The 17,813-nt window shown below is 55.4% G+C and carries 27 protein-coding genes and 1 pseudogene; all 28 read right to left on the reverse strand.

Features of this window, described 5'->3' with window-relative positions:
* Positions 1-2 precede the first annotated feature (2 nt).
* Positions 3-443 (reverse strand): hypothetical protein, encoded by a 441-nt coding sequence (locus HPY90_RS04580; protein WP_287191731.1) that lies wholly within the window; start codon positions 441-443, stop codon positions 3-5.
* A complete protein-coding gene (locus HPY90_RS04585; RefSeq protein ID WP_287191734.1) occupies positions 367-1,374 on the reverse strand; it encodes a ParB/RepB/Spo0J family partition protein in 1,008 nt (335 codons plus the stop codon). The genes HPY90_RS04580 and HPY90_RS04585 overlap by 77 nt, the downstream gene beginning before the upstream one ends.
* Positions 1,374-2,168 carry a DNA adenine methylase gene (locus HPY90_RS04590; RefSeq protein WP_287191737.1) on the reverse strand — a complete coding sequence of 265 codons (795 nt, stop codon included), beginning with the start codon at positions 2,166-2,168 and terminating at the stop codon, positions 1,374-1,376. The genes HPY90_RS04585 and HPY90_RS04590 overlap by 1 nt, the downstream gene beginning before the upstream one ends.
* Positions 2,165-2,404: a DNA adenine methylase gene (locus HPY90_RS04595; RefSeq protein WP_287191740.1), complete on the reverse strand. Its 240-nt coding sequence runs from the start codon at positions 2,402-2,404 to the stop codon at positions 2,165-2,167. The genes HPY90_RS04590 and HPY90_RS04595 overlap by 4 nt, the downstream gene beginning before the upstream one ends.
* A 271-nt stretch (positions 2,405-2,675) precedes the next feature.
* On the reverse strand, positions 2,676-3,110 hold the full coding sequence (locus HPY90_RS04600; RefSeq protein WP_287191743.1) for an RNA polymerase sigma factor: 435 nt from the start codon (positions 3,108-3,110) through the stop codon (positions 2,676-2,678).
* Positions 3,107-3,322: a hypothetical protein gene (locus tag HPY90_RS04605; RefSeq protein WP_287191745.1), complete on the reverse strand. Its 216-nt coding sequence runs from the start codon at positions 3,320-3,322 to the stop codon at positions 3,107-3,109. Before HPY90_RS04605 ends, HPY90_RS04600 begins: the two co-directional genes overlap by 4 nt.
* 21 nt (positions 3,323-3,343) lie before the next feature.
* Complete coding sequence (locus HPY90_RS04610; protein WP_287191747.1) at positions 3,344-3,589, reverse strand: hypothetical protein; 246 nt, start codon at positions 3,587-3,589, stop codon at positions 3,344-3,346.
* Positions 3,543-4,118 carry a Holliday junction resolvase RecU gene (locus HPY90_RS04615; protein WP_287191749.1) on the reverse strand — a complete coding sequence of 192 codons (576 nt, stop codon included), beginning with the start codon at positions 4,116-4,118 and terminating at the stop codon, positions 3,543-3,545. The genes HPY90_RS04610 and HPY90_RS04615 overlap by 47 nt, the downstream gene beginning before the upstream one ends.
* Positions 4,115-4,372, reverse strand: coding sequence for a hypothetical protein (locus HPY90_RS04620; RefSeq protein ID WP_287191751.1), 258 nt, complete (start codon positions 4,370-4,372; stop codon positions 4,115-4,117). Before HPY90_RS04620 ends, HPY90_RS04615 begins: the two co-directional genes overlap by 4 nt.
* Positions 4,369-5,169: an MmcB family DNA repair protein gene (locus HPY90_RS04625; RefSeq protein ID WP_287191753.1), complete on the reverse strand. Its 801-nt coding sequence runs from the start codon at positions 5,167-5,169 to the stop codon at positions 4,369-4,371. The genes HPY90_RS04620 and HPY90_RS04625 overlap by 4 nt, the downstream gene beginning before the upstream one ends.
* A 17-nt stretch (positions 5,170-5,186) precedes the next feature.
* Positions 5,187-6,143: an ADP-ribosylglycohydrolase family protein gene (locus HPY90_RS04630; protein WP_287191754.1), complete on the reverse strand. Its 957-nt coding sequence runs from the start codon at positions 6,141-6,143 to the stop codon at positions 5,187-5,189.
* Complete coding sequence (locus HPY90_RS04635; RefSeq protein WP_287191756.1) at positions 6,127-6,786, reverse strand: hypothetical protein; 660 nt, start codon at positions 6,784-6,786, stop codon at positions 6,127-6,129. Before HPY90_RS04635 ends, HPY90_RS04630 begins: the two co-directional genes overlap by 17 nt.
* Before the next feature lie 105 nt (positions 6,787-6,891).
* Positions 6,892-7,530: a nucleoside 2-deoxyribosyltransferase domain-containing protein gene (locus HPY90_RS04640; protein ID WP_287191758.1), complete on the reverse strand. Its 639-nt coding sequence runs from the start codon at positions 7,528-7,530 to the stop codon at positions 6,892-6,894.
* Complete coding sequence (locus HPY90_RS04645; protein ID WP_287191760.1) at positions 7,523-7,933, reverse strand: hypothetical protein; 411 nt, start codon at positions 7,931-7,933, stop codon at positions 7,523-7,525. Before HPY90_RS04645 ends, HPY90_RS04640 begins: the two co-directional genes overlap by 8 nt.
* Positions 7,905-8,147, reverse strand: coding sequence for a hypothetical protein (locus tag HPY90_RS04650; protein ID WP_287191763.1), 243 nt, complete (start codon positions 8,145-8,147; stop codon positions 7,905-7,907). Before HPY90_RS04650 ends, HPY90_RS04645 begins: the two co-directional genes overlap by 29 nt.
* Before the next feature lie 201 nt (positions 8,148-8,348).
* On the reverse strand, positions 8,349-9,134 hold the full coding sequence (locus tag HPY90_RS04655) for an ATP-binding protein (protein WP_287191767.1): 786 nt from the start codon (positions 9,132-9,134) through the stop codon (positions 8,349-8,351).
* Positions 9,043-9,996, reverse strand: coding sequence for a phage replisome organizer N-terminal domain-containing protein (locus HPY90_RS04660; RefSeq protein WP_287191771.1), 954 nt, complete (start codon positions 9,994-9,996; stop codon positions 9,043-9,045). Before HPY90_RS04660 ends, HPY90_RS04655 begins: the two co-directional genes overlap by 92 nt.
* A gap of 1 nt (position 9,997) precedes the next feature.
* Complete coding sequence (locus HPY90_RS04665; protein ID WP_287191773.1) at positions 9,998-10,252, reverse strand: hypothetical protein; 255 nt, start codon at positions 10,250-10,252, stop codon at positions 9,998-10,000.
* Positions 10,249-11,307 (reverse strand): DUF5131 family protein, encoded by a 1,059-nt coding sequence (locus tag HPY90_RS04670; RefSeq protein WP_287191776.1) that lies wholly within the window; start codon positions 11,305-11,307, stop codon positions 10,249-10,251. Before HPY90_RS04670 ends, HPY90_RS04665 begins: the two co-directional genes overlap by 4 nt.
* Complete coding sequence (locus tag HPY90_RS04675) at positions 11,304-11,516, reverse strand: hypothetical protein (protein WP_287191779.1); 213 nt, start codon at positions 11,514-11,516, stop codon at positions 11,304-11,306. Before HPY90_RS04675 ends, HPY90_RS04670 begins: the two co-directional genes overlap by 4 nt.
* Entirely contained in the window at positions 11,513-11,833 is a 321-nt protein-coding gene (locus HPY90_RS04680) for an ASCH domain-containing protein (RefSeq protein ID WP_287191782.1), read from the reverse strand. The genes HPY90_RS04675 and HPY90_RS04680 overlap by 4 nt, the downstream gene beginning before the upstream one ends.
* Positions 11,830-11,970 (reverse strand): annotated as a pseudogene (locus HPY90_RS16315) (DUF7694 domain-containing protein); the annotation flags it as partial. The pseudogene HPY90_RS16315 and the gene HPY90_RS04680, both read right to left, overlap by 4 nt.
* A 169-nt stretch (positions 11,971-12,139) precedes the next feature.
* Positions 12,140-12,700, reverse strand: a complete 561-nt coding sequence (locus HPY90_RS04685; RefSeq protein WP_287191784.1) for a hypothetical protein — start codon at positions 12,698-12,700, stop codon at positions 12,140-12,142.
* Entirely contained in the window at positions 12,697-14,673 is a 1,977-nt protein-coding gene (locus HPY90_RS04690) for an AAA family ATPase (protein WP_287191787.1), read from the reverse strand. The genes HPY90_RS04685 and HPY90_RS04690 overlap by 4 nt, the downstream gene beginning before the upstream one ends.
* Positions 14,674-15,768 (reverse strand): RecB family exonuclease, encoded by a 1,095-nt coding sequence (locus HPY90_RS04695; protein ID WP_287191789.1) that lies wholly within the window; start codon positions 15,766-15,768, stop codon positions 14,674-14,676.
* Between the two features lie 17 nt (positions 15,769-15,785).
* Positions 15,786-16,871 carry a recombination directionality factor gene (locus tag HPY90_RS04700; protein ID WP_287191791.1) on the reverse strand — a complete coding sequence of 362 codons (1,086 nt, stop codon included), beginning with the start codon at positions 16,869-16,871 and terminating at the stop codon, positions 15,786-15,788.
* Between the two features lie 119 nt (positions 16,872-16,990).
* Positions 16,991-17,419: a hypothetical protein gene (locus tag HPY90_RS04705; protein ID WP_287191794.1), complete on the reverse strand. Its 429-nt coding sequence runs from the start codon at positions 17,417-17,419 to the stop codon at positions 16,991-16,993.
* On the reverse strand, positions 17,383-17,813 hold a 431-nt coding region (locus HPY90_RS04710; RefSeq protein ID WP_287191797.1), incomplete at its 5' end, for a hypothetical protein. The genes HPY90_RS04705 and HPY90_RS04710, both read right to left, overlap by 37 nt.

Consider the following 17,813-nt stretch of genomic DNA (forward strand, 5'->3'; position numbering starts at 1 on the left):
GCCTATTCCGTGTCATCTTCGTCATCTGCCCCCTGCCCGGCTGCTTCTGCGGCCGCCGCCCGCTCGGCCTGCAGCCTTCTGATCCTGTCCTCCCAGCTTTCAGTGGTAACCACGGCCTGTTCAGGCACCCGTTCTACGACCCCCAGGCTCTGCAGGAGCTTGTAGTGCTGTTCCTCATCAGCCTGGATATCCCGCAGTATCCGGTTTTTTACCCCTGGGTCCTTGGCGTTGGCAAACTCCTGCCACCGAAGCATCTGGCGCTCATGATAGTTCAGGGTGGCTTCCCAGAGGGTCCGCTCCACCGGCTGCTTAAGGTCATCCCTGGCAACCAGGTTGTTATGCTCCACGATGGCCTTAATATCGCGCTCAATGGTCTTTACGCTTACGCCGAGTACTTGAGCGATCTGGTCTATCGGCCATCTCTTGACGAACCGGAGGCGCATTACTTTCTTGCGCCGCTCGATTATTTTCTTGTTGGGTCCAAGTTGGTACTTGCCCATCTTCCTCGCCTTCCTCTGCGGCTATGGCCCCGGCCAGGTAGTCAGCACAGATAAGCTCGAGGGCCTGGCCACGCGGGTTCTTCATTAAACCCTGGGTCTTGATTACATGCTGCAGAGCCTGATCCACCACATGAAGCTGTTCCGGGAAAAGAGCGAACCGAGTCACTACGGGGGCATTTTCGCCGGCCAGGTCGTCCCGCCCCCGGTCCAGCTTGGCCAGGTTTTGCATGGCGTTCAATACCAGGTCATGGTCCCCGGCAGGGCACTCGATCTTGATTTTTATTTCGCAGAACGTGGCCTCGCTCTCCAGCATGGCCTGCTCCACGAAATCGTGTAGGCTTTTCTCTTTATCCTTGTAGATGGTGGCCGAGATGAAGATCGGCTCTGCCCGCCGCTCTTTCTCGGCACGTTCCTCAACGACCTTGTCAATATCCGTGGGCAGTTTAAGCAGGGCCAGGCTGTCCTTTAACTCGGCCTTCTCGTAGGGGAGGGCTGCCTCCAGGTCCTCCAGGGTCATGGTCCGGTTGAGGTCGTGGATAAGGTTTGCCAGGCGAATGGGAACGGCGTTTCCCCGCAGGTAATTCAGTTGCAGGGTTTTCAGCTTGGCCTCGGTCTCGTCTATCTCCCAGACCACCGCCGGCACCCTGGTATGGCCCAAGTCTTTCAGAATGAGCCAGCGATGATACCCGTCAACAATTTCCCATTCCTCAGGCCCTACCGGCCGCACCACAATGGGCGGGACCTTCCCTTTGCGCTGAATATCAGCTTTCAGCTTGGCCAGATTCTTTTCGTCGATCCTGTTTGGGTTATAGGTGTTAGGCCTGATCTTGTCTATCGGCAGTAATCTAACTTCAGTTGTTCTAACTTCTCCCATCAGTAAGGCCTCCCTACGATGAGGTATTCCTCGTTTTTGGCCTGGTGCTCCTCGGTGGCCACCGCAGGTATATGCCGGTACTTGATCCGGTAGGTCTCCGTCCGCCGGTACCGGGCGACCATTTCCTGCAACTCGCCCAGGTCATTCGCCCCGCCGGCGTTCCCCATGCTCACGATCCAGATGGGAATATGGCGGGCCGCTCGGAATACTTCGTCCAGGAACTTCATCCCGTCCTTGCGGGAGAACTCGCTCTTTTGGGCCGGGAATATCTTGCCTTCCAGCATCTGATCCAGAGCATGGTAATTGTCCTCGTAGGCCATGGTTCCGGCATAAGGCGGGTCGAAGTAAGCTACATCCGCTTGAATAGCCGGCAAGAACTCCCTGGCGTCTAACCTATATGCTTTATTGTCCTGGGCGTTGTCTATCACTCCGCGATTAACTGCACCGGCAAGCTCCCGGAGCGCGTCAGGAATGGGCTTTAGGGCAGCCTTTATGCTCGCATGGTAAGTGCGGTTTTTAATCCACTCAATGCGGCGTTCCTCCATGGGGATGTTGAAGGCGTTTGGTGTAGAGAATTTCCTATACTCCCGCATGGAAAAGATGTATTTGACCAACAAAAGCAGCAAAAGGTATTTCTTGTGTCCTTCTTCCATTGCCCTTACCAGCGCAAAAGCATTATCCAGAAAGTCCGCATGTTTTGAAAGGATAACAGTGGGGCTGAAGTTGGCCCTTATAAACCCGTCGTTCTCGGTCTCTAGAAAGAGCCGGTTAATGTCCTCGTCCGTAAGCTTCACCGGTTGTTCTCCACCAAGGCCTTGCCAACAATATAGGACCGCTGGGCGATGTCATTGCAAAGAACCCGGTAGCCCAGGGCCTTGGCCATTACTGACACCGCTCCGCCGCCCAGGAATGCATCCGCAAAGGTAGGCGCCTGGCTTGCCGGTGGAGCCACCTTGAAAATGGCCTTGACCAGTTTTCTCTTGCCGCCGTAGTAGGCTGGCAGGGCGTCGAAGAAACGAAGATTGGCCACAATTCCACCCCAAAGCAAGAGCCGCCCGATTTCTATTGCCGGGCGGCTCTTATGTATGGTTCAGCGGGGGAACCGACGGCGCCATCGACTCCCCCTTTATCAGTGTTCGGGCATAGTTGCGCTTGGGTAAATTATACCACAAAGCCGTCACGCAGCAGGGCCAAAAAACCGTCAAAAATCCGTCAAGTTGGTGAAACGGACGGCATCCCTCCAGCCCAGTATTATCAATGCTTCCGGGGTTTGCAGATCCGTCAATTTTCCGTCAAGAACCTTACTCAAAAAATCGGGCAAATTCCACCAGGTCGGAGGGGGAAACTTGTTGGAGATACTGCCCCACAACAGCCCGGACTTCGGCAAGTCTCCGGCCCACGGTTTCCTCGCTTATATAAAGCCGGTGGCTGATCTGCTTATAAGTCATGTGCGCCCTGTACCTCATCCGGTACACCTTGCGCTGCTCCGGGTGTAAAGCCTTTATCCCCCGGGTAGCGGCATCTAAAACCGAAGAAAGAGCCGCTCGTTTTATCGCCACTTTTTCCACCCCGCTGACCGGGTCCCTCGTGTTTTGCCTGCTAAGCACAACCACCGAGGTTGAGGTTCGCGGTTCAATGGCCTCTATCTGGTCCCGCAACACCGGCATATTGTAAAGTATCCAGTCCACCATTTTGGGTGTGATGTTGGGGGCAGGTTCGGCTTGCTGTGCCCTCATCCGATCACCCTCCCCGGGTAGATCTGCCGAAGAGCGCCCCTAATCCGCTTCCACCGGTCATGCCGCATTAAGGCCACTATTTCTTTATAAGTAAAATCGTCTTCTCGCGTTTCTTCTGCTATTGGCGGATCTACCAGTAATCCGGCTTGCCTGAGCAAGGCCAGTACACCAGGTTGGGTAACGAGGATATATTCGTAGATGGTGATAGTCACCGCACCTACCCCCTTAGCCTCTTATCCAAAATACGGGTCACCGCTGGCCCGCAGCACTCTAATCTCCTCTCCGGGGCCCCCGATAATAACCAGGCGCCCGGCACTCCGATATTCCCGCCTTCCATCACGCGGCCATTCACCTAATCTCGGTATCTTCTTCCCCATGTGCCTTACGCAGTCTTTGCCCCACTTAACCTGGCACCGCCGGTAATCCCGGCAGTTAGCCATGAGGCAATACCTGAGGCGTTCTTTTTCTTTTTTGGTCAATCTCATTCCCTCCCTCCGAAAACCACAGGCTGTCCACTACCTGCAAATAATCAAGCGCCACTCGATTACCCAACCTAACCTCCCAATCCGGAGCCATCTGTTTAAGCGAAATAGAGGCCTGACCTCCCTCGTACTTCCAGGCCAGCAGCCCTTCCCTCCATACCGTCCATGGAACCACAAAAAAGCGCTCCATTCCAAAGCCGACCAGAATGAACCCAATGCCGCCGTCTCTGGTCCAATCCTCAAGGAACTGGGCTTGGTGATCCTCCAGCCTGTCCCACCTGATGCGTTCCCCTGAGCAATGTTTGGCGTCGAATGCGAGAGAGCGACCGCGGTAGGTCCCTAAGAAATCTACCGCGGCCTTTTCTTCCACCTTGGCGTTTACTACCCGGCCCCGGCTATCCCGGAGGGGTATCCAGGCGGTGGGTACTTTATGTATTACCGCCCGGCATTGCGCTCGGTACTGCCGGTTGGCCATGATGATCAGTTCTTCAAGCGGTCGACCCCGGTTGGCCTGGGCGCTAATCATTCTGTTACCTCCGCACTCTCCGTCTCGGTAAAAAGCCTTATCTCCAGTTCCTCTTTGGCCTGGCCCAGCTTTTCCAACAACCCCTGCCGCATTGCCGAATAAGCGAACGATAGTTTGATTTTTTCTCTGGGGCCAGTCTTAATTTCGATGCAATACCTTTGCCGGGGAGTATAATTATGATTGTACCTTTCCTGGACTTCAGTTCCGGGATTGTCTCCGGTGTAGCGATTACGATTTCTCATAAGCTTATTCATCCTGCCACCCCCAGGTTGTTTTGATTTACTAAGCTTTTTATCCGCTCCACTTCTCGCTCTACAATTTCTAAACTACTTAGCAGGTATGGCGGCACCTTAAACCTCAATGCCCTTTCTAGTTCCTCCAGCCAATTGTAATTGACGTTTAACCCTGCCCGGCGCATAATCTCATGGACCTGAGTAAGCGCCTGTTCCGCCCTTTCGTATTTTGCTTTTTCCCGCTTAAGCTCCCTAATTTGTTGTTCCAACTCAGTTATTGCTTCGGCCATCTTACTCTTTACAACCGTCCCTAGCCAGCGCCTTTCTTCCTTGTCCTCCACCCATGCCTCCAAGAACTCTCTTTCGCTGGAAAAGAACGGATGTCGATCACTGTCCGTCCGGCAAATAACCAAGTAGTAGAGCATCTGCCATGGAATTTCTATATCGCGAAAGACGGCCGCCCTCTTGGTAAAGATGGTCCGCTTTTCCGGGTTGTACCAAATCAGCCCCACGTCTTCTGGTAGCTCCTCGGGTTGGATCAATCCCGCCGGGCAGGCAAAATACAGCTTATGGCAAATCTCTCTATAGCCAGGCCATTTCTCATCCCTCTCATAGTCCTTTCTACTAACCTTGACCTCGTACCCGGTAATACACGGGTGGCGCCAACTACGCTTAATCGCGATAGCATCTATACGGCGATGTTCTCCCCACATTGTTGGGCCATCCTTAACCTCAGTGATAAATAGGTCCTTGTTCTGCGCGTGCCGTTTGGCTATCTCCCGAAGGATTAAATCGGCCCGTATCTTTTGCTGAGCCATTTCGCCAGCCCCTTTCCTCAATGACCTTCCCGGACCTTGAGTAGCCCCTCCGCCGCTCGGTCCAGCCTGGCCCGCCGTTCCGGTGTAAACTTCTCCAACCAGCGGTCCGGGATGGCCCTATATCCCCAGTAGACCCCGGCCAAGCCGCCGGCAATAGCTCCGATGGTGTCCGCGTCTCCACCAAGGTTTACGGCCCGGACCACTGCGTCCTCGAAGTCCTTGGCCACCACCACCGACCATATGGCGCAGTGAAAACTGTCTACTGTGTACCCGGTTGGTCTAAGGTTACTCCCATCACGATTGATGGGGCTTTCCGCAATCTCTCTTAGCGCTTCCTTGTAATCTTTCCTGGCTATTATCTCTCGCACCAGATGGACGGCCTCAGCTATGGCTTCATAGCAGTCTGCTGCACCTTCAAAAATGTTCCGCACAGCCAAAGAGTAGACGGCGCAAGTAAGAGCCGCCTTTATGTCCCAGTGCGTCATCCGTGCTATATTCACGGCAAAGCGGTAAACGTCAGGTATCAATCGGTAGGCGATTCCCACCGGCAGAGTCCGCATCAGCGCTCCGTTGCCGGCGCTCATGCCTCCCATTTGCCGGTGGGCCCGCTCGGCCGCAACATGCCATTGCTCGTGAGTGAGGTTATCCCGGTCCCAAATCCTGAATGTTGCCCTGATGGTGGTTCCTATGTCTGGCGGGTTGGTATTCCGCCACCTGATAAAGGCCTGCCCGATATATGGAACCGGGTCATCTGGGTCGGCTATAATCCCCTCGGCCACGGCCAGGCTCATCTCTGTGTCGTCCGTCCATTCCCCGGGGCGGAGGTTGAGCCAGCCTCCGCCCACGATGTCCCGTAATACCCCGTATTTCTCCCGGATTTTGTCACGGCTTATAAACTCAAGAGTCCCACCTAAAGCATCCCCTATGGCAACACCATAAAGGCCGCCTTTAATCCTATTAAACAACCTGCTCATCCTTTAACCTGCTCCTCTCAGATATCGCTTTTAGAATAAATTCCTCAACTCTTTCTCCTTTTTGGCGTATCTTATATAAACTACCGCGTCTCATCCCGAGGATCTCTTCCCACTCTCTTTGGGTGTGCGTTTCTCCGTTAACCGTATATAAAACATTGCGCCTCACATTGTTGTTTTGTATTTTTCGGGTTACCCATCGGCAGTTTTCCGGCTCATAATCCCCATCGTTGTTTTTCCTGTCTATAGTCAAACCCTCCCGGTACCCATTAGCCATTGCCCAATCATAAAACGCCTGGAAATCATTGGCCCATTCCTCACATACCTTTATGCCGCGACCACCATAGAGTTCGTAAAATTTGCTTCTAGGGTTGTTACATCGTTCCTTCATCTTGCTCCAAATACGATATAGTCTGTGTCGCTTCAAACCATGGGTTGTTGTCCTGCGACCAAATGTTTCCATTAACTCGTTTTTCCAGCACCCACAGCTTCTCGTATGGCCATTTTTTAAATTCACTCCTGCCACCACAACGATATTTCCGCACTCGCACTGGCACTCCCAATGTAAATTCCTTCTTTTTACATCTGCCTGGCCTATAACCGTTAACCTTCCGAATTTCTTGCCAACCAAATCTATCTTCCTCATGTCATTCCCTCCTGAGGTGCTCAATGCTAACTGGCTTCATAAATGACCCCCTCTTTCTTAGCCAACTTGATTAGTGCGTCATATCGCTTCTCGGCCGCCGTAAGTTTATATGCCGCTGCTTCCACAAACTCCGGTTCGGCCATTCCGAACTCTTGCTGTGCCCTTCGCCATTCGTCGAGGGCTTCTCTCAACTCTCTGACTGTCACCGCCATAGAGTTGTCTCCCCCTTTCTCTGAGGTACTCCAGGGCCTCTTCGAGATTTTTGAACCAGGCGGTGGCATGGTATTTAAGCCAGTGACTCCCACTATTAGCCCGGCCCCATAGGATAATCTCCTTGTTTCTCTCCCAGGCGTACCGGATTTCCATCGCCGTCCCGATGTAGGCCCTGTTTTCATGGTCCATCTCTACCAGGAGGATGTCGGCCTGGCTGATATCTCGAAGGTCCCGTTCCACAATATCCTTTGAGTCCGTATCCGTTGGTTTCCGGCCTCTGACCGGGTTAAGTACATGGTAGCCGGCCGCTTCCAATACCCCTGCCGCATATAAGCGCCACTCGGTAACCGCCTCCCAGGAGTCGTGGCCGTTAACGCTGCCGGCAAGGTAAACGGCCAACTTCGGTTTATACCCCCAACACTGCCCGGTCCGCCACATGTATTCCGGATCGGTGAACGCCTGGCACCGATTGGCCCTTTTATCGGCTTTTAGACATCTCTGGCATTTATCGATTAAGCCCGCTTTAGCCATTGGCCCGCCCTCCCGGGATTACCCGCAGGCAGCGCTCCGTGCGGTACGGCTCCAGCCGGAAGGTTTCCGGCAGCCTGACCTCCCGCCCCAAAACTCGGCCGATGACCTCTGTAAATCCCATGGCCTCCTCGTCGTCGAGATCGTACTTCTCGGCGATATACTCCCATCCCAAGGGCGGCCCGCCTATGGGCAAGAAATATGTTTTTCTGGTCAGGTTAAGCAGGGTCACCATGGCATAACCACCGCTCCAGATCCCGCCGTCCTTCCGGACCCTGTTTTCTACCCTGGGGATCATGGTCACTGAAAACACGTATTCGGTATTCCTGGCATGACCAACAAAGAATTCTGTCATGGATTTTGCCGGCTGCTGGGTTTTAAGCACCCGCTTTTTCCTCCACCCCATCCCGGTCCCTCCTCCGCAATTCGTAACCGGCCCAGTAGTACCGCTCTTGGAATTCCCGCCGACGGCGCTCCTGTTCCAAATGCTGTCTGGCGGGGGTTTCTCTGGCAAGTAGACCCTCAAAGAACACGATAGCAATCCCCCGTTCGTAGTCGATGCAGAAATCATCAAACCCTGCTGTTTCCAGCCTAGAAGCTATATCACTCGTGGCCGGCATTGTTCAGCGCCTCCCTTTTATGGTGGTTTTCCCGTTTCCACACCGAAAAGCGCACCAATTCTCCATTCTGGTAGCGGTACTCATGAAACTGGAATACGATATCGCAGTCCATGCACCGCCACCATAACTGCTCATCCCCAAAGTTAACCTGGAATAACTTCCCGCTGCATATAGGGCACAAGGGTGTCAACTCCCCATCACTTAACCCTCCCCCGCCAGTCTATAATTGGCCTCGCGGCCTTGAACTACCACCATGTGGCCCTTGCCCCGCTCAATAATCCGGGACCCAATGGTGTCGTTTATCTCCAATAACTGGAGGTGGGTCCGGTTGCTGCTGATGATCGTGGGCAAAAGGTTAAGGTATCGGTAGTTCAGGACCTCAAAGGCAACCTCTAACTCAAAATCCTTGGGATACCCCTTTCCCCAGAACAGGTCATCCCAAACCAGAAGGGTGGCCTTTTTCATCTGCTCGAGCTTGGTCGTGATGCGGGCTTCCCCTTGCCTGGCCAAGGCATCTTTCAATTCCCCAAGGCCCTCAACATGCTGGAAGTAGAGTACCGTAATCCCCTGGGAAAGTAGCCGGTTTGCCACTGCCATGCTCAGGTGGGTTTTGCCCGACCCGGGTTCCCCCAGGAGGACCAGCCAGTTGTTCTCCTGGCCGCGCAGCTCATGAAACCTGTCGGCGTAATCCTTAGCGCAATCGTACATAGCCCTGACCGCCGGAGGTCGGCCGACCGTTATGAAGTTGTCAAAGGTCTTGCCTCTAAAGGCCGGCGTGATCTGGCTGCTTTTAAAAAGCCTTTCGAGGCGCTTCTGTTCCTGGCAATGGCATATCTGGGCTGTGCCGTCATCGTTCAAGATAATTCCCCGGTCTTGACAATCTGGGCATTGGTACTTATGTTCCCTTCCAGAGGAACTTGTTGAGGTCAACCCCCGCTCCCGCATCCGCGCTTGGAGATGCTCGAGGAGGTTGGCGATCTTGTCCATTTTGCTTCACTCCCTTTCTCCCATCGAACTTGTTTATCCACTCCTCGGTTTTTTCAGTGCTTCGGAAAACATACTCGATGGTGGCGTAGAATTTGCCGCGCTCATTGTCGCCCATAATCCATGGGTCCCGGGCCAGGTTATCAATGGCCCGTTTTAGCTCGTCAACGGTAAAATCCGCCAGGCGAGCTTTGATTTTAGCCTTACGCTTTTCTGTAAGCTTCACGGGTTTGATCACACGGCAATAGTGCTCAAAAACCTCCTGAACGGCCCGCCTTTCGGCTTCAGCCTTGGCTTTGGCGTCTGATGGGGGCGGCAAAACATCCCCTTGGGGGGATTTAGGGGGGTTATTATCTCTCTCTTTATCTTTTTCTTCTTCTTTATCTAGTGTGTTACTTTGGCGTTTCAAAGGCGTTACATCAGCGTTACAATCATTCTTAGTAACGCCTTCTTTTGCCGCGGCATCCTCCTGAACGGCCCGCCTTTCGGCTTCAGCCTTGGCTTTGGCTCTATGTCGTCTTACCCGTTCGGCAACGGCCTCCGGTCGGTCAGAAGGCTTATCATATTGCCTTGCGTCAAAGTTAATCAAATAGATAATCCCGTCGTCATCGATCTCGACCATTCGAAGTTTTATAAACTTTGCCAGGGCGCCCTTTAGTGTGTCGGGATCGGTATACATCGCCCTGGCCAGAGCCTCATCTGGGTAGGGGATACCCTGATCAATGCATATAACCCCGCGCACCTTGGACTCTGCAGCAAGGCACAAGAGGTTTATCCAGACCCGAAATTCAGCATCTGACAAGGCCTGCATCTTAGGGTCAGTTCTGATCTCGGTATAAAGCTTTAGCCAGGGCATTTTACCCATGCTATTTCCCCCTTGCCGCCAGGATCGCCGCCCCAGCACTCGCAACCGGGTCCATCCAGACGATCCGTTCTCCCTGGAGTACCGTGCAAATATGCGGTCCAAGGGAAAATTCATCGCCAACCTCGCAAATCATGACTGTGTGACCCTGGTAGCGCCAAATAGTGAACTCGTCCATGGTCAGTGGGCCCATAATGGAACCGAGCCTCTTTCCCTTGGCCTTAACTTCTGCCACTGAAACTTTCGACCAGTTGATCATGGCGCCACCACCTGACTGGGCATCTCGTCCCACGCCCGGCCGTCGAGAAGGCGGCCGGCACGCTTCTTGCCGACGCGCACCATGAACTCCCATCCGCGCTCCCACTGATCCAGGCCCCAACCGTGGTATGGTTCGCGAATCTCTCCGTCTGGCGCCATGATGATCTTTTGGTGAGGCTCGTCCCAGCAGCCGTCGTGCGGCATCCACTCGCCCCACTGCTTGAAGAAGAACGTAACGCCCGCATCTTTGCACTGATCGCGCAGATTCCGTACCCAGTCCGGGTGCATGGGCCTGGCTCCGGGGCCGGTTTCACCGCCGACTATGACCCAGTTAAGTAGGTGAAATCGCTCAACTGGCCTTTTGCAGTATTTACAGAGAAGCTGGCCGTTGTTATCCCAAATTACCCCCTCATCGCAAAGCTGCCCGTGCATTTCGCAGTATCGGACCTCTTTTAGCCATTCACTTAGGTCCACTGGTCCCAGTAATGGCTCTGCTGAAACAAATCTCACCGCCGCCGGGACCTGAAGCAAGATCGGAATGCGTTTACTTGCCATTTCCTGGTTTTCGACTGTGACGCCAATCCATACGTTGGGAAGTGGCCATCTGTCAGCCTCGGCAACAATGTATCCCTCAATGCCACCTGGGCGTCGCTCGTGACCAAATCGCTTATAGCCCTCTCCGGGGCGTTCCCAAATCTGGCTAAACCATGCGGCCATTCGTTCGGGCCGCTTGGTAAGCACCATGAAAGTATGATGCAAGGCGTACCGCATAGTGCCAAATACCCTTGCAATGAACTGGTCTGGCACTTCCGGGTGAAAGAGATCTCCCATGGAGCATACGAATACCATCTGGGGTCTACGCCACCGCAAAGGCTCCTCGACCCGATCCTCATGCAATGTGACGCGAAACGGATTATCCGCTGGGTACCCGAACCGCCCCCGGAGCCTTGTGGCCATTCGTCTTGCGTAGCAGTGCTCACACCCTGGACTAACTGGTGTGCAGCCTGTGACCGGGTTCCAGGTCACCTCGGTCCATTCGATTTTAGTCCGGTTCATAATCCCACCGCCTCATCAAGCTCTTTTAGCCGGCCCCGCCGGCGGGCGGCATTGATAAGCGCCCTGATTTCAACCGCGCAAAGCTCAAGGTTCTCAAAGCCCTTCTCCCGGATATGGGCTAGGGCGTCGTTAAAATAAACATCCTTTTCCGGGATACCACCACCATCGGCTCTGACAATGTAATAGAGGCATTCATCGAGGGGTTTCATGGGCTCACCACCTCGAAATCAACGACCCATACCTCGGCGTCGGGATTCCACCACCCGTAAATCCGCTTAAAAACCTCCTTGTAAGCCTCGACAGTTGGGTAGCCTTCCCTCTTTGCATCGTCCTCAGAGATGTCCCCCAGGCGCTCCTGGCGGACGGAAACAATGCGGAGTAGGGCAAAAGGCTTGCTGCCCTTCTTAAAGTCGGTTTTCGCCTGGTGGATGGACCCAGGGCGCCACCGGCATTTACCGGTGCGCCTGGTCTGGGTCTTTACCCCTGTCAAAATTGGCTGGATATGCTCTGACTTAAATAGGATCATCTCGCCACCACCAGCCTTTTCCGTGGGTCTTCGATTTGCCATAGATGAAAGCAGTTTTCGTGGATGTTAACGTACTCCTCGGGTGGTGGCAGGATCATGGCCATGGTCACATTGTGGGGCGTGAGAAGGTATCTGGCCGCTTTGAGATCTCATCCCACGTTGGGTATCGCCGCGGGTGGCCAATGCTAAGGTGCCACCCGTCCGGCGAATGCCCAACGATCACCAAGCACTCCCCAAACCTGAAGGCCCGGGCGCCGGGCTCCAGAGTGGCCTGGATATGGGGCGGAATAGGTATCTCTATAGGCCTCATCGCTCTCCACCCCCAAAGATCCGCTCCAGCCCTTTTCTGCTGGCCAGGTAATCGCAGAGGTGAACGAATTCCGCCGGCGAAATCCGGTAACCCCATTTCCTTGCCGGTGTTCTGCCGCCTGGTGTCCATATCCCCATGTGAGTGGCGATATAGCTCATGATGCGCTTATAATCGCGATGCCCGATTACGGCCAGGTGCCTTCGGTAGTAACCGGCCGGGGTAAATGAGTGGTCGTCTCTGGTGTACTCGGCGTTATCGACCCCGCGTTTCAAAGTATCATGCAGAAAAAGAGCCACCAGGATGTCATCCCTGTGGGGAAGCCGCCCCAGGGGCGGGTAGGCTGGGAAAAGCTCCTCAGCGATCTCGATAGCCGCCAGAGTGTGCCTTACCAGCCCGCCCTCCCCCGCGGCAAACGTGGGGTGATACTTGCCTGTTGACGATGCCGGCACCCTCCAGAAATAATCTGGCGCCATCAGCAGGCAAAGCTTTGTAAATTGCCGCTTCCTCTCGTCATCGATTAGGCTTAATCTCTTGAATAAAAGGTCCTGGTGCGTCATGCCGCTTCTCTCCCCACCAGCCGGCGTACCTGCCCGTTCTCAACCACGAATATGGCCAGCCCCGGAATGCCGGGATCTTCTGGCTCTGTTTCGCCTTTGGCCGCCAGAAGGATGATGGTCCCATATTCCTCCATCCCGAGCAGCGTATTGATCAGAAATACCTTGTTGTCCGGGTCCAGGTGCTCGGCATCATCTATCACCATGATCCCGAGGCCGGTAAGGGAATTGAGCACGTCCTGCAAGACTATCCCGACCCGCATCTTCTCGGAGGTGGAAAGGTTCTGTAGCCTGGTAGTGCTCCCGTTCCGATGGACCCTGATCTCAAAGTCTCCCTCGAGGTCAAAGGTGAGGCTGAATTCCCCGTTGGTCAGTTCGGCCAGGCGTTCATTTGCCCGCCGCTGGACTGGGCCTACTATCTCCCGCAGGATATCCTGCTTGATCCCTTTTGGCCCGAAGGCCTCCACCAGCTTTTCCAGGGCGTCAACCTCATCTTTTTTGGCCTGCAGGTGTTTCCTCATGAACTCGACCTCGGCTATGGCCTTTTCTTCCTGCTGGATGGCCGCCAGGAGGCTCTCCCCCTTGGCAATGCGGGCCTCGATTTCCCGGACCTTCTCCTGGGCTTCAGTCACGTCCGCGGGCGAGCCGATGGCGGCCCGCTCCTGTTCAACATCGACCAAGGCCTCCTGCAGTTCTTTTTGCCTGGCCCGAGCTCGCTCAATGGCGGCCGTCGTCTCCTTCTCTCTGGTGATGGCCGCCGATATCTCGGCCTGCCTGGATTTCAGATCCTGGATCGCTTCCAGTGCTTCGTGTAGGGCGCCGTCCAACTCGGCCTTCTCGCGCTCCTTGGCGGCTATTTCCGCCTCCAGCCTCCGGCGGAGTTCCTCGATGTCCTCCTCGGGGTGGGGGCATAGCAGTTCACCCGGGGCCAGGGGGCATATCCCTTTAAGCTCCCCTAAGGCCGCCGCCATTCTTGCCTGGCTGTCGATCTCGGCCTCCAGGGCAGCCCGGCGCCTGTTAAGGCCCTCGGCTTCGGCCCGGGCCCGCTCGTACTCCTTTTGTACTGCGACCAGTTCGTTTTCTAAAGCCGCGACGTCCCCAGGGCGGTTACTGGCGAGAATGACCTCGACCTGGGCCAACTCGGCCTTAATTCTGGCCTCCCGTTCATCCTGAATTTGCCGGCGCTTGGCCGTGATGTCAGCCTGGCCTACGAGTATCGCCAACCGGTCTCGCTCCTGCCGTAACTCCTGCAATTGGCTCAGGATGGCTTCCTTGTGGTTTGAAGTGATGCCATCCGGTAGTTGAGTCCTGCGCTCACCGGCGAACTTGACGCGCTCCTCCAGGGCCTTGAGGTCCTTCTTGGCAATCCTCCGCGCCTCCCGGAAGGTCTTGTCCAGGGTGTCAAAGACCTCGGCGCCGCCAGCAAGGCCGTCTGGGTAGTAGTGGGCGAATACCCGCACCAGGAGGTTATCGGGGTCCTTGAAAAGCCCGGTATTTGCCCACGCCGCCAGCCGCTCCTCAATAGCCTTCTGGTCGAATTCAAGGCCCATCAGGGCGAAAAGCATATTCTTCTGCTCACTGGGCGGCATTTCCACAAAGGCGCTGGTATTGAGCACCGCCGAAATCACCCGTTCCGTAGTGCCCAGCCTCTCCAGGATAGCCTTCTGGACCGTGGCCGTGGTCCCACTCCACCCCTCGACGGTTACGCCCCCAGGGATTGTACGCCGGACCTTGCCAATGCCCTCGATGGTGGCCTCGACAGCAGCCTCTTTCTGGCCGTGCCTGATCAGATCCTCGGCCCCGGCCCCGCGTCCGTCCGTCCATGCACACCTCCCGGTTAGCAGGTACTCAATGGCCCCCTGGAGCGAGCTTTTGCCCGCTCCGTTAAGGCCGACCAGTATGTTTACGCGCTCCAGGGGAATGTAGGTATCCGCGTGGTTTCTGAAGTTAACGAGCCGAAGGTCGTGGATTTTCATTTAAACCTCGCCCCCCTTCAGCTTGCGGCTTGTGAAGGTGGTATAGCTCTTATCGACCGAAATGGCCTCCAAGGCGGCGGCCACCTCGGGTTTGTTCCAGAGTTTCTTGGCCTTGCGGCCGTCAACGGTGAGGTAGTTATAGGGATCATCTCCCAGACCGGAAACAATCTCGGCGAACCTCCTGGGGTCCTCGATGCTCTTGGAAATGGTGGGGTAGAAGCCCCAGGCCAGGCCGTTGGCCTCAACCATGCCGTTGACCGTGCACCACTGTTTGAGGGCCTCTTTGCGGTCGGCTACCTGTTTTTCCAGCAGGGCCAACTCTCCGGCGATCCTAACTGCATCCTCCTGGCTCTTGCAGATGATCTGCCCGTTGAGGTTCTTTAGGGCAGGGCACATCTCAACGTAGCTGCACCACGAACACCCTGCTCCCGGCCTCGGGGCAAACTCGCATTCTTTCTCCACCTGGTCAATCAGCCCCAGGAGCTTGGCCTCGGTCTTGGCTACGGCTGCGGCGTCAATCTCCACCTCCCGGATAACGGCATGCCTGACAAATTCCAGCCTGGCCTTGAAGGTATCCACCTGGGGATACTCCTTGGTGACCGCCCAGGCGTAAACCTGAAGCTGGAAGTCCTTTTCTACCTCGGCCTGGGAGCGCACCGCCCAATCGGTTTTGTAATCGACGATAGTTGCTGTGGTGCCGTCAATCTCCAGGAGGTCCAAAACGCCCCAAAACGTGATGTCCGGCGTCAACTGGATCTTAATCTGTTCCTCGATACCGACCGTTAGCGCCGGGTGGAAGATATGGCTTTGGGCAAAGGTTTCCATGATAGCCTCGATTTCTGGCAGCCGGTTGGAACCCAATTGGTTTGGCTCTCTGTAAAAGACCCGGTGGGTGATCTCCGGCAGTACCGTGATGTCCGTCTCAAGGTTATTGGCCAGAAGGTGCCGGTCGTACTCGGCAATGATCTCATGCACCAGGCGCCCAATGATCAGGGCGTCTGACGGGGCCTCTGGAACCCGGTCAATGTACTTCAATTTGTAGGCCCGCGGGCATATCTCAAAAAGCCCGAGCCTGGTGTAACTGTAATGTCGCACTCTAATCTCTCCCCTTTCTAAAATAGGGCCTTGCTGACCCGTTTGCCGTTAGTCCCCGTAGCTGGAAGCGCCGCTTGCCTGGGCTTGGAAGTCTTGGCCGGCTGTGCAGGAGCTTGTGGTGTAGGAGAAGCCGGTTGAGCCGCCTGGCGCTTCGCTATTTCCGCCTGCAATTCCCGAAGAAGGGCCTGTTTATCTAGTCCCGGCCGGCCGAGGATGGCATTTCGCTTGGCCGGCGGTGTGCCCAGGGCGTCCCACACCTGGTGTAAGGCCTCGTCAATTGGATCTGGTTCGTCCTCCTTGATGCTCTCGCCGTTATCGGCGATCTCTCCGGCTGGCTGGGGGAGGGCATTCTGGGCCGGTGCGCCGAGCACCGCAGGCGGGAAGAGGTCGTCTGGAGCCTCGTCAAAGTTGACTGCTGGTAGGAGCAATTGGGCCGCGGACTTTCTGGAGGCCAACAGGATTTCCTCGAGCCTGACTTCCTCGTGGGCCAGGTCCAGGACGTATACCACCTTTTTCTTACCCTCGACCTGAACCTCTTTGGGTCTGATAATTAGCTTTAGAGGTATCATGGCAATCCGCCCACCGGTAAGGGCCCGCACAAAATCAATGGCTGAATTGAGGTTGACAATAGAGTGGTAACTGGAGGTGTCGATTTGCCAGGCTCCAAGACCGGGTACTTTTGGCAATAGGAATTGCAAGGTGCCTACCGGGCGGCAATGTTTCTTTGCCGCCCACTCGCACTCCATGGGGTCGCATTCAATCTCCCGGATTTCTCCGGTTTCCTTGTCGATCTCGACCGCTGTCTCGCCGTCGCCTTTGCATAAAAGACTGGACCCGCTTCCGTACCGCCGATAGAACTGGGGGAAAAACTGGTCCCGGTCCTCCACCGGAAACATGATGTCCAGAGCCCGGGGCTTATCCCCGTACACCTGGTGAAAGGCCCGGGCCGCCGCCTCCGATGTGGATTGGTCCGCGTTGCACACGAAATAATCAACTGCTTTTGGATAAGGGTTTCCGGTCTTTTGGCTGGTCTCTTTGACCCCCAGGCGAATTTTGCCCAGGCGCGGGAGCCGCCGAACCTCACTTATTCCCTTGATAGGCATTTACGCACCCTCCCCTTTACTGGTTTGCGGCCTTAGCCATCTTGAGGCTTTGCCGCATCTGGGCCAGATACACCTTGAAGGCCTTGTTAGGCCCAACAAAAGCCGCGATCAACTGTTTTCTAGGCTTGGCTTGCATGTCGATCCACCTTCCATCCAATCTTCCTGTAAAAACAGGAGCAATCCAGGCAAAAAGCCGTTATGATGTCGTAATCCTTGAACACCAATTCTCGCTCGGTATTGATGTACCGCCAGGCTGTGCTGCCGCAAGCTGGGCAGGTTTCGCTCATTTTCTCCCTGCCCTGGATATGAATGACCGGTAAGTCTCCAACCTTGCCGAAGTAAACCGCCTCGTAACGCCCAAGGGGTAACCGTTTAACTCCGTATTTTCTAAGGACGCCCGCCACGGCATACATCATGGCGTTTCTGCCCACCAATCCGCGGGCGAAGTCCTTAATAACTCTGTCCACATAGTCCCGGGTCTCCCGGGGCACCAGGGAAACCACTTCGGGGTTCATCCGACCATCCGCTCCTTCTGCGCTTGACGCCATTTGCGCATGGCCTCCTTCCCCGCTTCTCGCCGCTCCCGATAGGCCATAGCGGTGTACGTTGGCCCGGCAGCTACGGCCTCGCGGTAGACTAGCTTTAAGTCCTGGCTACGGGCAAAGACTATTTCTTGCGCTTCTTTGCCGGCGAGGAAAATATGGCCATAGGCTTCGTAAGCCCCTTCCCTGTATCGCACACTAACCCGCATGTGGTAACTTGCGATCATATTCCCAGGGTCCGGATACTCCCAGTTGACCCCCAGATCAATCTCGCCGCCGGCCTTTAGTAGTTCCTCTCGCCGGGCCCACTCTTTTTCGTCCGCCTGGAGGTCGGCATCAAAGATGCCGCCGCCTGACTTACCGTAGCACACTGGCCCCAGGCTCCTAGCAACCGAATGCG

This window comes from Syntrophothermus sp., from assembly GCF_013314835.1.
GTDB lineage: Bacteria > Bacillota > Syntrophomonadia > Syntrophomonadales > Syntrophothermaceae > Syntrophothermus > Syntrophothermus lipocalidus.